The organism is Pseudomonas sp. MWU16-30323, from assembly GCF_020515595.1.
Classification (GTDB): domain Bacteria; phylum Pseudomonadota; class Gammaproteobacteria; order Pseudomonadales; family Pseudomonadaceae; genus Aquipseudomonas; species Aquipseudomonas yamanorum.
Genome location: NZ_JAIWYM010000012.1, coordinates 126,440 through 139,692, shown reverse-complemented (window position 1 = coordinate 139,692; position 13,253 = coordinate 126,440). Strand labels below are relative to the sequence as shown.

Here is a 13,253-nt window from a genome sequence, read left to right as displayed (position 1 = left end):
CCCTCGCCACAGGGGATTTAGCGCTTAGCCGAAGAACCAGTAGCACACCGCAATCGCCGCCACGACGCCAGCAAACTCCGCCAACAACGCACACCCCACCGCATGCCGCGCCCGCTGGATCCCCACCGAGCCAAAGTACACCGCCAACACATAAAACGTGGTCTCGGTACTGCCCTGAATCGTCGCCGCCACCAACGCCGGGAAGCTGTCCACGCCCTGGGTCTGCATCGTCTCAATCAGCATCGCCCGCGCCGCGCTGCCGGAGAACGGCTTGACCATCGCCGTCGGCAACGCATCGACAAAGCGTGTGTCCATGCCGGTCCAGGCCACCACATGGCGAATCCCTTCCAGGCCAAAATCCAGCGCGCCGGACGCCCGCAACACGCCCACGGCACAGAGCATCGCCACCAGGTACGGCAGCAGGTTCTTGGCCACGTCGAAGCCCTCTTTGGCCCCTTCGACAAACGCCTCGTAGACCTTCACCTTGCGCAGCGCGCCGATCACCAGGAACAGCATGATCAGCCCGAACAGCGTCAGGTTGCCGAGTATCGACGACAGGCCCGCCAGCGCAGTGGCTGAGAGCGTCGCCAGCAAGGCCATGAAACCACCCAGTACCAGCGCCCCCGGAATCAGATACGCAAGCACCACCGGGTCCCACAGCCGCAGGCGTTGCATCACCGCCACCGACAGCAGGCCTACCAGGGTCGAGGCGCTGGTGGCCAGCAGGATCGGCAGGAACACCAGCGTCGGGTCCGCCGCACCTTGCTGGGCGCGGTACATGAAGATGGTGACCGGCAGCAGGGTCAGGGAAGACGCGTTGAGCACCAGGAACAGAATTTGCGCGTTACTGGCGGTGTTGGGGATGGGGTTGAGCTCTTGCAGCGCCTTCATGGCCTTGAGGCCGATGGGCGTGGCGGCGTTGTCGAGGCCCAGGCCGTTGGCGGCGAAGTTGAGGGTGATCAAGCCGATGGCCGGGTGGCCGGCGGGCACTTCCGGCATCAGGCGCCGGAACAGAGGGCCAAGGGCCTTGGCCAGCCAATCGACGATCCCGGCTTTCTCGGCGATGCGCAGGAAGCCCAACCACAAGGTCAGGGTGCCGAACAGCAACACCATCACCTCGACCGACAGCTTGGCCATGGCGAAAATGCTTTCCACCATCGCCGCAAAGATGCCGGCGTTACCGCCAATCAGCCATTGCGCCAGCGCGGATACCATCGCCACGATAAAAAAGCCAAGCCACAGGCCATTGAGCATCAGTTGAATCCCCCGAAAGATGGGGCGAATGATAGCGGGGCTGGCAGAAACGACAAACCCCGGAATTTTCCGGGGTTTGTGTAGGAGCCAACTCTGGCGATCAGCCGCGAGTAGTCTCGCCGGCCGGCGTCACTTGCTTGGTGCGCCAGTGCGGCAGGGAGTTCCAGTAGCGCTCGCCCTTGGCGTCGTCGTACATGCCTTCCCAGCGGGAGATGACCAGTACGGCCAAGGCATTACCGATCACGTTCAGTGCGGTACGCGCCATGTCCATGATGCGGTCGACACCGGCGATGAACGCCAGGCCTTCCAGCGGAATACCCACGCTGCCCAGGGTCGCCAGCAGTACCACGAACGACACACCCGGTACGCCGGCGATGCCTTTGGAAGTGACCATCAAGGTCAGCACCAGCATCAGTTGCTGGCCAATCGACAGGTCGATGCCATACAGCTGGGCGATAAAGATCGCCGCGATGCTCTGGTACAGGGTCGAACCGTCGAGGTTGAACGAGTAACCGGTCGGCACCACAAAGCTGCAGATCGCCTTCGGCGCGCCGTAGGCTTCCATCTTCTCGATCACACGCGGCAGTACGGTTTCGGAACTGGCGGTGGAGTAGGCCAGCACCAGCTCATCCTTGAAGATGCGCATCAGCTTGATCACCGAGAAGCCGAACAGGCGGGCAATCAGGCCGAGCACCACAAAGGCGAAGAACAGGATGGCGACGTAAACCAGGATCACCAGCTTCGCCAGCGGCAGCAGCGAAGCGAAACCGAAGTTGGCGACGGTCACCGCGATCAGGGCAAATACACCGATCGGGGCGTATTTCATGATCATGTGGGTGACTTTGAACATGCTCTCGGACACGCCCTGGAACATGGTCACCAGGGGCTCGCGCAGTTCAGGCTTGAGGCTCGACAAGCCGAGGCCGAACAATACCGAGAAGAAGATGATCGGCAGCATGTCGCCACGGGCGACGGCGGCGAAGATGTTCGACGGGATCAGGTTGAGGATCGTCTCGATGAACGCATGCTCATGCTGGACCTCGGCGGCGGTGGCCGTGTATTTGGAAATGTCGACGGTACCCAGGGTACTCATGTCGATGCCCGTACCCGGATGGAACAGGTTGGCCAGCAGCAGGCCGACCACAATGGCGATGGTGGTGACCACTTCGAAGTAAAGGATGGTTTTCACGCCGATCCGACCGAGCTTTTTCGCATCCCCAACACCGGCGATCCCGACAATCAGCGACGAAATCACGATCGGGATAACGATCATCTTGATCAGGCGGATAAAGATATCGCCAGCGGGCTGCAATACGTTGCTGATCCACCAGGCCTTTTCAGCACTGAAATGGTTAAGCACCGCACCGATTGCAATCCCCAGCACCAGACCGATGAGGATCTGCCAGGCGAGGCTTAGCTTTGCCTTCTTCATGTCATTACCCTTACTTCAAGTGGACTCAGGCAGATGCGCCAGCAGCTGGAACGCTCGAGAGCGAAAAAGTGTGTGCATCTGCCCCCGTAGAAGGTCACCGCAGTTGGCCGATATGGCTCACTGGCAGGCGAAAAAAGGCGCAACTATTCCGATGCAAGCAGGCGACGTCTAATGCCGTAAACGCCTACCCTATGCCGAATCGGCATGAGTTTTTTTGAGTTTTTCTGTCTGAACGGTCAGTTCGAATATGACATTTCGGCAGGCATAAATGCCGCGAACCTGCCATTTCAGGCTTGCGCAGGGTTTTTTGAAAATCTACGGTCGCGGTTGAAAACCCCTGAAATTTCCTACGCATACCATCGAAAAACTCGTCTGGCAGGAGACAAACTTTCTCGATAGATGGTCACGCGGAAACACCAAGAAATGGTTGGGGCGACGCAAAAAGGAAAATGGCCGCTATGGGCCGCATGACTGAAGCGGGCATAAGAGCCGCAAGCCCGTCGCAAGTTCCACAAACCGTCGGCTTGGGAACTTGCGTCGCAGCTTTTCACCTGACCCGGCCCTTGCGCAGGCACTCCCTGTCCCCGTAGGTCACGCCGATCCGATCGATCAGAGCAACCCGGCCCCTTGGTCATGCACCGCCCTTGTCGGGCGATGCAAACAGAAAGAAGCATGGCGCTTCTTTCTATGGACGATAAGCCGGTAGACGACAGCGTCGTCAGACCGAACCTAGTACCAATTCGGATCTTTCTTGAGCTGTTCCATCAGCAGCTTCTGCATGCCTTCGTTCGGCTTGCCAAGAAAACGGTAGTCGGCGTGCCGTGTTGGCGATTTGTCCGCAGGCAGGCCCGCAGGAACTTCCACCAACATGGCGTAGGCATCTTCCTTATCGAAGCTGAAAGCGACGATCAGGCGCTTGTTCAGGCACGTGTCTGCGGTCTCGCAGAGCGGCCCTACCAAGTACTTGTCGCCATCCTCTTCAACGGCATTCATTTGTTCAGCGCTGCCCGACAGGTTCAACACCCATTCCGGCAAACGCTCTTCCTTTTTCACCACGCTCTGCCAGGTTTCGCGGTACTGCGGGTTCGCACTCAGCAGTTCGTTGACCCGGGTCTGGCCGTCATTGGCAGCCAGCGCCAAGCCGCTGCCGCCCAACAACAGGGCGGCAGCCAGGACTTTAAGAGACGAATTGAACATGTTCAGCCTCGGCCACGACGGCCAAAGAAGAAGGAAGCGATAAACATCACCAGGAAGACCACAAACAGAATCTTGGCGATACCCGTGGCGGTGCCCGCGATACCACCGAAGCCCAGGACTGCAGCCACAATGGCGATGATCAGAAATGTGATTGCCCAACTCAACATGGTGATTCTCCTTACGCTTCTTTTAGGGGGTAACAGCGGTGGTGCCTGCGGTCGCTCGATTAAAGGACCGTGTCTTGCTTAGAACACCCAGCGTTCCTGATAAGGCAGGTCGCCGAGGGTGGAGTCTTGTTCAACCGCCGTCAGTTGCGGGGTTGTCACGTCGGCGCTGGTGCTGCCGACGGAGCGGAAATGGGTTTGGGTCATCATCGGGCGTTCAAAATGCGCGGCTACTTGCTGCTGACTCTGCTGCCAATGCGCCAATTGCTGACCGCCAATCAGGGTCACCATCAGGGCCAGGCTGGCAAACAGCCCCTGTTGCAGACGCAGTGGCGATACACGCAGTTGGGTCAGGCTTTGGCGAGTCATGCTGTATCTCTCCCGCATTCTGATTATTCGTTTATGAAACTCGTATGAGGTGTATTGCACCCTGCGTGCCAGTTTTTTAACAAAATAAAACCCAATAAAATCAATAGCTTGAAAACAAAAGCGCTTTGACACGACGAGCATCCTGCACGATGCCCCTATCCTTACCGTGCGAAATGCACGATGGTCACTGGTCGGATCAAGGGATAGGAAGGCAGCGGTCGACTGCCGAATGGGCAAGAAGGCGATAAAAACGCCTCAAAACGGCGTCTCTTTGAGAAGAAGCGCAGATAGCTGCGCGGTGACGGCTTTAATCAATCAGAATAAACCATGCAACTTGCCCGATTATTCCGGGACTAAACAACATCATTCATTCTTAGTGGGAGCGCGGGACAGATGGAATCAGCCAAGGAACTTCAAGGCCGCATTCTTTTAGTGGATGACGAATCCGCGATCCTTCGCACCTTCCGTTACTGCCTGGAAGATGAAGGCTACACCGTAGCCACCGCCAACAGCGCCGCCCAGGCCGATGCCCTGTTGCAACGCCAGGTGTTTGACCTGTGCTTCCTCGACCTGCGCCTGGGCGAAGACAACGGTCTCGATGTATTGGCGCAAATGCGTATCCAGGCACCGTGGATGCGCGTGGTGATCGTCACTGCCCATTCGGCCGTCGACACCGCCGTGGATGCGATCCAGGCCGGCGCGGCCGACTACCTGGTCAAACCTTGCAGCCCCGACCAATTGCGCCTGGCCACGGCCAAACAGTTGGAAGTACGCCAGCTCTCGGCGCGCCTGGAAGCCCTGGAAGGCGCAGTGCGCCAGCCCAAGGACGGTCTGGACTCCCACAGCCCGGCAATGATGGTGGTGCTGGAAACCGCACGCCAGGTGGCGGGCACTGATGCCAACATCCTGATTCTCGGCGAGTCCGGCACCGGTAAAGGTGAGCTGGCCCGAGCGATCCACGGCTGGAGTAAGCGCGCGAAAAAATCCTGCGTCACCATCAACTGCCCTTCGCTGACGGCGGAGCTGATGGAAAGCGAGCTGTTCGGTCATAGCCGTGGTGCGTTTACGGGCGCCAGTGAAAGTACCCTGGGCCGGGTCAACCAGGCGGATGGCGGCACGCTGTTTCTCGACGAGATCGGCGACTTTCCACTTACCTTGCAACCCAAGTTGCTGCGTTTTATCCAGGACAAGGAATACGAGCGCGTCGGTGACCCAGTCACTCGCCGTGCTGACGTGCGAATTCTTGCCGCCACCAACCTGAACCTGGAAGACATGGTTCGTGACGGTCGTTTCCGCGAAGACCTGCTGTACCGCCTGAATGTCATCACCTTGCACCTGCCACCTCTGCGCGAGCGCAGCGAAGACATCCTGACCCTGGCCGACCGCTTCCTGGCGCGCTTCGTGAAGGAATATGCGCGGCCGGCTCGCGGCTTCAGCGATGAAGCCCGTGAGGCGCTGCTCAACTACCGCTGGCCGGGAAACATCCGCGAGCTGCGCAACGTGGTGGAGCGGGCCAGCATCATCTGCCCACAGGAAAAAGTTGAGATCAGTCACCTCGGCATGGCCGAACAGCCGACCAACAACGCCCCGCGTATTGGTGCGGCGTTGAGCCTGGATGAACTGGAAAAGGCACATATCGGCGCCGTGCTGGCCACCAGTGACACCCTGGATCAGGCGGCACGAACCCTCGGCATTGATGCGTCAACGCTGTACCGCAAACGCAAACAATACAACCTGTGAGCTGTAGCCTATGAAGCTTGCGATGAAGCTGCGCACTCGGTTGTTCCTGAGCATCTCCGCGCTGATCACCGTTGCCTTGCTGGGGTTGCTGTTGGGCCTGGTGAGTGTCATGCAAATGGCCAAGACCCAGGAATCGCTGATTCGCAGCAACTTCATCACCCTGGACCTGGGCCTCAAGCTTCGGCAAACCCTCGGCGACCAGTTGATGATCATGCTCAACGAACAGCCGAACACCGCCGCGCTGGAAGACTCCAAGCAACGCTATTTCGAGCTCCTGCAGCAAGGCATCGAACACGAACAAAAGGACGCGGCAACCAGCGGTTTTACCCAGGCCAAAAGCGACTACCTGAGTTTTCTCGAGGCGTTCGCCAAGAATGAAAATGCCCCGCCGCAACAGCGCAACAACAATGAGCTCACCGAACGCTTCAACACCTTGCGCAACGGCTTGATTGCCGAGCACAAGAAGGCCCTGGATAACATCAACGATACCGAACACAAATCTCGTGAACGCGCACTGCTGATTGCCGGCTTGCTGGGCCTGGTGGGCCTGGCGGTGCTAATCATTGGCTTCATCACCGCCCATGGCATTGCCCGACGCTTTGGCGCGCCGATCGAAGCGCTGGCCAAGGCCGCCGACAAGATCGGCCAGGGCAACTTCGAAGTCACGCTGCCCATTTCGTCGGCGGCGGAGATGAACCTGCTGACCCGACGCTTCGGCATCATGGCCGAGGCGTTGCGCCAGCATCAGGCAACCAATGTCGATGAGCTGCTTGCCGGGCAGCAACGCCTGCAGGCGGTGCTCGACAGCATCGACGACGGCCTGCTGATGATTGACCGCCAGGGTCGCCTGGAACACCTTAACCCGGTGGCACAGCGCCAACTGGGCTGGGACGAGAATCGCCTGGGCCAAGGCCTTGGCGACGCCCTGGGCCGCCCGGAACTGGATGAACAGCTGCACCTGGTACTGCGCGGCGGCAACCTGGAGCGTGCACCTGAAGACCTGGAAGTGGAGGTTGAGGGTGAACTGCGCCTGCTGACGTACAGCCTGACGCCGGTCAGCCATACCCAGGGGCACATTCTGGGCGCGGTAATGGTGCTGCATGACGTCACCGAACAGCGCGCCTTTGAACGGGTGCGCAGTGAGTTCGTGTTGCGCGCGTCCCATGAGTTACGTACGCCGGTCACGGGTATGCACATGGCATTCGGCTTGTTCCGGGAACGGGCGAAGTTTCCTGCGGAATCGCGCGAAGCGGACCTGCTGGATACGGTCAACGAGGAAATGCAGCGCCTGATGCAGTTGATCAACGACTTGCTCAACTTCTCGCGCTACCAGAATGGCTTGCAGAAACTCACCCTGGGCCCGTGTGATATCAGCGACCTGCTCGAACATGCCCGCGCCCGCTTCGCGGAGCAGGCGAATGCGCAGAACATCGAACTGCTGGTTGAGGAGCAATCCCCGCTACCGAGGTTGCATGCCGATCGGGCGCAGCTGGAAAGGGTGCTCGACAATTTGTTGGGCAATGCCCTTCGGCACACTGCCGACGGTGGGCAGATCCGCTTGCAGGCGCGCCGCCATGGCGAACGGGTGATTGTCAGCGTCGAGGACAACGGTGAAGGCATTGCCTACGGCCAGCAAGGACGGATCTTCGAACCGTTTGTGCAGGTTGGCCGCAAGAAAGGCGGCGCCGGGCTGGGCCTGGCGCTGTGCAAGGAGATCGTGCAATTGCACGGTGGCCGCATGGGGGTCTATTCACGGCCGGGGCAGGGGACGCAGTTCTATATGGCGCTGCCCCTGTAGGATCACGCGCCAACCGTTACTGGTGATTCAACGCCCGCAAGATCGCGGCACTCTCGGCATCCGGCGTCCCATCAAACAGCGACGCCCGGAAATGCATCTGGAACGCGGCCAACACATGCCGTGTCGCCACATCCAACTCGCCCGTCTGCGGCGTCGAATAACCCAGCTTCGCCAACTCTTCCTGGAACCAGGTAATGCTCGGCAGATCGGCGGCGTACTGCACCTGGTAACGGGCAACCGCCTTGGCGTCCGGCCACATGCCCAGCCCCTCATCCGCCAGGCGCTTCCACGGGAACAACGGCCCCGGGTCCAGCTTGCGCAGCGGGGCAATGTCGCTATGGCCAATGATATTTCGCGGGTCGATACCGTTACGCTTGCTGATGTCCTTGAGCAGCACCACCAGCGACTGCACCTGCGCTTCGGAGTACGGGTACCAGACGCGGCCCGTCGGCAAGTCGCGATAACCCGGGTTTACAATCTCGATCCCGATGGAGCTGGAGTTGAGCCAGGTGCGGCCCATCCACTCACTCTCTCCGGCATGCCAGGCGCGCTGGCTCTCATCCACGAGTTTATAGATGGTGGCCGAGGCATCATCACCGATCAGGTAATGGCTGCTGACCTGGCCATGGGTCAATAGCGCCAGGGAACGCTCAAGGGACGCCGAGGTGTAGTGCACGATGACGAACTGCACACGATTGTCGTGGTTCACCGACGGATGGCTGGTGTCCAGGCGAGGACCACTCGCGCAACCGGCGAGCAGGAGAAGCAGAAAGGCAGAACACAGAAGTTTCATGGCAGCAGACAATACGCTTAAGACAATAATGCAACAGTGTAACGTACCGTTTGCTGCCAGGCGGCCAAATGCGGAGTTTTAAACAAAATGGAACATTTTCAGGCCGCCTGCACCTGATTGCGTCCCGCCGCCTTGGCACGGTAAAGCGCCTCGTCAGCGCGTTTGAGCGCCAGGTCACTGCGTTCTCCCGGCTGAAATTGCGCCATGCCCATGGAGACCGTGATGGTCACCGGCTCGCCCTTGAAGTGAAACGGGCACGCTTCGATGGCCGCGCGCAGGGTCTCGCCCACGGCCAACGCATCGGACAGTGATGAGTTGGGCACCAGCAACACAAACTCTTCACCGCCAAAGCGTGCGATGAAGTCGTTGGGCCGCAGGTGTTTTCGCAGCACCGTGGCGATAATCTTCAGCACCTTGTCGCCGGCCAGATGACCATAGCCGTCGTTGATACGCTTGAAGTGATCCAGGTCCAGCATCGCCAGTGACAGGTTATTACCACGCTGATGCCAGGCGTTAACCTCTTGCTCCAGGCGCTCGGTCCAGGCCGCCCGGTTGGGTAAGCCGGTGAGCGGGTCGACCAGGGCTTTCTGGCGCTGGACCTCAAGGTGCTCGCGATAGCCCTGGGCCTCCTGCTCCATATTGGCGACTCGTTCGGCGAGGCTCTTGAGGCGTGCAGCCACTTCCTCCTCGCGCTGGTCACGCTGGTGCTGTTGTTGGTCCATGGTGCCCAGCAGCCCTTCGAGATGGCTCTCCAACACGTGCTTGAGGCTGTCCAGGTCCGCCGCGTCCTGGACGCTGGTTTGCAAACCATCCACCTGTTCGCGGATCTGCGTATCCAGTTCTCTGGCGGCCGAACGACTGTCGGCGTGACCGTCGGTGGCGACCTGCAGATGCCCCTGGAATGCCTCGAGACGCTCGTTGAGTTGCTTGAGGTAGGCTTCAAACTCGTGCTGGCCGCTGTCGGTGATCGCCAGCATCAACACCGCCAGGTCATCGAGAATCGGCAGCAGTTCGTACCAGTTCAATCCGTGGGTCAGGCGCTCGCGCATGGCTTCGGCCTGGGGCCGATAACGCTCGGGCAGCGACAGGTCTTCCAGCAAGCCGAGCAGGGTGTCTTCGATGTGTTTGGCCACCGAACTGTAAGATGGCTCGGGGGTGTCGGGCAGGGCGTAGGTCTGATCCGCTTGCAGCTCGTCGGGGTTCAACTCTGCCAGCTCGGGCGACTCTTGCGACTCGTCGGCCAGGACCGGTGGCAGGGAGAGGCTGCCGATCTCTGTCCGCTCAGGCTCACGGACCTGCACCTCTGGCGCTTCGACCATGGCGGCGAGGGCACTCTCGAGCTCAACCTCCGTTTCGATCGATTGTTCGGGCTCCGACGTCTCGATAATCGCAGCGGGCGCCTCGATGACGGGCGCCGCAGCCACGACGGCGGGGACAACGGTCGCCGCTTCGCTGACAGCCTCAGCAGCCTTTACTTGCGGCACGGGCTCAGGAGACGACTCGACAGGGGCCGGGGCCTTCGGCTGCGGTGCAAATGCCCGCAGCGCCTGGGCCAGCTCCGCCGATTGCGTCGGCGCCTCAAGCTCATCCACCGGCTTGGGCTTTGGCGCAGCAGGCGCCGGAGCAGCTGGGCGGGATGCCGTGGGTAGCTCGACCTCCGGGGTTTCGGTCGCTGCCTCTTTGGCGCCAAACAGACGCTGCAACAGCCCCGGGCTCGAACGGCCGGTTTCGCCCTCCGGCTCCAGGTTACTCAACGCCTGCCCCTGAAGGCCGCTCAGCTCACTCAGCAACAGCGGGATCTCCCGGGCCTGGCCGACCCGACTGTCCAACTGCTTGGCAAAGGCCTTCAGCGGGCGACTCACCTCCCGCGGCAACGGCAGTTTCTGTAACTGAGTGACCAGGGCCGTCAACGCGCTGCCGATCTGATCAACCCGGGTTTCGCGGCGCTGCTCCGAATCCAGCACGGCCTTTTCCAGGCGCGGCAGCAATGCAGCGAGGGCAGCGTCCATGTCGTCGGTGCGCACTACATCGCGCATTTCCTTCATGCATTGGTCAACCGCACGGTCGGTCCCTTCTGCCGCCAGGGTGCTGCGTACCAGCCCCCGGCGCAGCAGGTCGAGGCGGGCGGCCCAGCGACGCTCGAGCTTTTCTTGCTGCTCGACGCTTTTAAGGTATTTTTCTTTCCAACGCTGGGCGTCGTCGCTCATGCAAGAGGTCCGCGAGGGCCGGGGCTCAACGCGGGCAATGCATCAGCCGTGAGCGAACCCGGCAGACGAATCTCTACCGCGACGGGCAGGTGATCGGAGATGGGCTGCGCCAGTACCTGCACGCTTTCGAGTGTCAGGGTCGGGCTGAGCAGGATGTGATCAAGACAACGTTGCGGTCGCCAGCTGGGAAAGGTGGCTTCGACTTGCGGCGCCAGCAACCCAAGGTCGCGCAACGGGGAATTCTGTAGCAGGTCGCTGGCGTGGGTGTTCATGTCCCCCATCAGCACCTGGTGTTTGTAGTTGCCAATCAACTCGCGGATGTAGGCCAACTGCAGGGTGCGGGTTCGTGCCCCCAACGCGAGGTGCATCATCACCACGACCAACGCTTCCGGCCCTTCGCCAAACCGCACGAGAATCGCCCCGCGGCCTTTTGGACCGGGTAACGGGTGATCCTCGATCGCCCACGGTTTCAGGCGGCTGAGCACACCATTGCTGTGCTGGCCGAGTCTGCCGAGGTTGCGATTGAGTTGTTGATACCAGTAGGGAAAAGCACCGAGCTGGGCAAGGTGCTCGACCTGGTTGATGTAGCCCGAACGCAGGCTGCCACCGTCGGCCTCCTGCAGGGCTACCAGATCGAAGTCGCCCAGCAGGTCGCCGATCTTTTGCAGATTACCCGCACGCCCGTTGTGGGGCAGCAGGTGCTGCCAGCCACGGGTCAGGTAATGCCGGTATTTCTCGGTACTGATGCCCACCTGGATATTGAAACTGAGCAGGCGCAGCCGACTGTCTGCCGGCAGGCCCGTGGATTCAAGGTGGTGCTCGTTGACCTTCGGGTCATGCAAGCCAACGACACGTTCAGTACCCCAGCGACGCATGACGGGCCCCTTACTTGGCTGCGCGCTCTTTGGCGATCAACTGGTCGGCCACGTTCAGCGCTTGCTCTTCGCCGCCGGCACTGCCGATGTCAAAGCGGTATTTGCCGTTGACGATCAGGGTCGGTACGCCTTGCACACCGTATTTCTGGGCCAGTTCCTTGTATTGGGCCATCTTGCCCTTCACAGCGAACGAGTTGAATGTCTCCAGAAACTTGGTTTTGTCGACGCCTTGGGTGGCGACGAAATCGGCCATGTCTTCAGGCTTGACCAGACGCTTGCCTTCTTTCTGGATGGCGTTGAACACGGCGGCGTGAACCTTGTGCTCTACACCCATGGTGTCCAGGGTGATGAAGAGTTGGCCGTGGGCATCCCATGGGCCGCCGAACAGGGCAGGAATACGTTTGAAGTTCACGTCCTGAGGCAGCTTATCGACCCACGGATTGATGACTGGCTCAAAGGCGTAGCAATGCGGGCAGCCATACCAGAACAGCTCCACCACTTCGATCTTGCCCGGCACGGAAACCGGCACAGGATTGGCCAGTTCAACGTAGGTTTTACCGGCTTCAAGCGGCACGTCGGCTGCTTGTGCGGTCATGCCGAAAAGGCTGGCAGTGACGAGAGCGGCGCTGAGGATCAGATTACGCATGCTTTACTCCTGGACAAATAAAGTCGCCTCACGCGACCTTTGTTGTGACAGGTCTACGCGGGCATGAGTTCGTTAGTGTAACGGCACCGGCCACAAAAAAGGGCGGCCTAAGCCACCCTTTTTATGCTTGCATCGACGGATTAATCGAGCGTTAACGTAGCCGGGGCACTTAGTGCAGGCCCTGGATGTATTGGGACACGGCTTCGATGTCCTTGTTGCTGAGTTTCCCGGCGATGCTCTGCATGATCTTGGTATCGCCGTCGTTGGTACGATTGCCTTCGCGGAAGTCCGTCAGCTGTTTGCCGATGTACTGGGCATGTTGGCCGCTCAAGTGCGGGAAGCCAGCAGCAGCGAGGCCTGCGCCGTTAGGCGAGTGGCAACCGATGCAGGAAGGCATGCCTTTTTCCAGGTTACCGCCACGGAACAATTCTTCACCGCGGGCCACGATTTTCGGATCAGCAGCTCCCACACTGCCTTTCTGGCTGGCAAAATACGCCGCGATATCCGCCAGGTCCTGATCGCTGAGGTTGGTCAACAAGCCGGTCATTTCCAGGACCGTACGCTTGCCGTCCTTGATGTCGTGCATCTGCTTGGTCAGGTAACGCTCACCCTGGCCGGCCAGTTTTGGAAAGTTTGGCGCCGGGCTATTACCGTCCGGTCCATGGCAAGCACCACATACGGCGGCTTTCGCCTGGCCGGCAGTGGCGTCGCCTGCGGCATGGGCAACACCGGTGATGCCCAAGGTCAACAGCAGACTCACGATCAGTTTGTTCATCAG

At 60.2% G+C, this 13,253-nt stretch carries 12 protein-coding genes; 2 read left to right on the top strand and 10 right to left on the bottom strand.

Features of this window, described 5'->3' with window-relative positions:
* Positions 1 to 24: 24 nt before the first annotated feature.
* From LIY45_RS16465 to LIY45_RS16445, 5 genes are all read right to left on the bottom strand, one after another.
* On the bottom strand, positions 25 to 1,254 hold the full coding sequence (locus LIY45_RS16465) for a spore maturation protein (RefSeq protein WP_003214785.1): 1,230 nt from the start codon (positions 1,252 to 1,254) through the stop codon (positions 25 to 27).
* A 100-nt stretch (positions 1,255 to 1,354) separates the two neighbouring features.
* Positions 1,355 to 2,686: a glutamate/aspartate:proton symporter GltP gene (gene gltP, locus LIY45_RS16460; protein ID WP_226476932.1), complete on the bottom strand. Its 1,332-nt coding sequence runs from the start codon at positions 2,684 to 2,686 to the stop codon at positions 1,355 to 1,357.
* Between the two features lie 729 nt (positions 2,687 to 3,415).
* On the bottom strand, positions 3,416 to 3,883 hold the full coding sequence (locus tag LIY45_RS16455) for an inhibitor of vertebrate lysozyme family protein (protein WP_017477987.1): 468 nt from the start codon (positions 3,881 to 3,883) through the stop codon (positions 3,416 to 3,418).
* Between the two features lie 2 nt (positions 3,884 to 3,885).
* Complete coding sequence (locus tag LIY45_RS16450) at positions 3,886 to 4,050, bottom strand: DUF1328 domain-containing protein (RefSeq protein ID WP_003170804.1); 165 nt, start codon at positions 4,048 to 4,050, stop codon at positions 3,886 to 3,888.
* A gap of 78 nt (positions 4,051 to 4,128) precedes the next feature.
* Positions 4,129 to 4,416 carry a hypothetical protein gene (locus tag LIY45_RS16445; RefSeq protein WP_017477986.1) on the bottom strand — a complete coding sequence of 96 codons (288 nt, stop codon included), beginning with the start codon at positions 4,414 to 4,416 and terminating at the stop codon, positions 4,129 to 4,131.
* A 393-nt stretch (positions 4,417 to 4,809) separates the two neighbouring features.
* Between LIY45_RS16445 and algB the strand changes: the two genes are divergently transcribed.
* Both algB and LIY45_RS16435 read left to right on the top strand, forming a co-directional pair.
* Entirely contained in the window at positions 4,810 to 6,156 is a 1,347-nt protein-coding gene (algB, locus tag LIY45_RS16440) for a sigma-54-dependent response regulator transcription factor AlgB (protein ID WP_003214793.1), read from the top strand.
* 10 nt (positions 6,157 to 6,166) lie between these two features.
* The gene (locus tag LIY45_RS16435) at positions 6,167 to 7,954 is read left to right on the top strand and encodes a KinB sensor domain-containing domain (protein WP_026078038.1); all 1,788 of its coding nucleotides are present in this window, start codon (positions 6,167 to 6,169) and stop codon (positions 7,952 to 7,954) included.
* Positions 7,955 to 7,970: 16 nt separating this feature from the next.
* Here LIY45_RS16435 and LIY45_RS16430 read toward each other — a convergent pair whose 3' ends face one another.
* The 5 genes from LIY45_RS16430 to LIY45_RS16410 all read right to left on the bottom strand — a co-directional run bounded on the left by LIY45_RS16430 (position 7,971) and on the right by LIY45_RS16410 (position 13,250).
* Positions 7,971 to 8,747 carry an N-acetylmuramoyl-L-alanine amidase gene (locus LIY45_RS16430; protein WP_226476931.1) on the bottom strand — a complete coding sequence of 259 codons (777 nt, stop codon included), beginning with the start codon at positions 8,745 to 8,747 and terminating at the stop codon, positions 7,971 to 7,973.
* Between the two features lie 98 nt (positions 8,748 to 8,845).
* Positions 8,846 to 10,954, bottom strand: a complete 2,109-nt coding sequence (locus LIY45_RS16425) for a GGDEF domain-containing protein (RefSeq protein ID WP_226476930.1) — start codon at positions 10,952 to 10,954, stop codon at positions 8,846 to 8,848.
* The gene (locus LIY45_RS16420; RefSeq protein WP_226476929.1) at positions 10,951 to 11,829 is read right to left on the bottom strand and encodes an endonuclease/exonuclease/phosphatase family protein; all 879 of its coding nucleotides are present in this window, start codon (positions 11,827 to 11,829) and stop codon (positions 10,951 to 10,953) included. Before LIY45_RS16420 ends, LIY45_RS16425 begins: the two co-directional genes overlap by 4 nt.
* Positions 11,830 to 11,839: 10 nt before the next feature.
* Positions 11,840 to 12,475, bottom strand: coding sequence for a thiol:disulfide interchange protein DsbA/DsbL (locus LIY45_RS16415; protein ID WP_124408728.1), 636 nt, complete (start codon positions 12,473 to 12,475; stop codon positions 11,840 to 11,842).
* 169 nt (positions 12,476 to 12,644) lie between these two features.
* A complete protein-coding gene (locus LIY45_RS16410) occupies positions 12,645 to 13,250 on the bottom strand; it encodes a cytochrome c4 (protein WP_226476928.1) in 606 nt (201 codons plus the stop codon).
* Between the last annotated feature and the right edge of the window lie 3 nt (positions 13,251 to 13,253).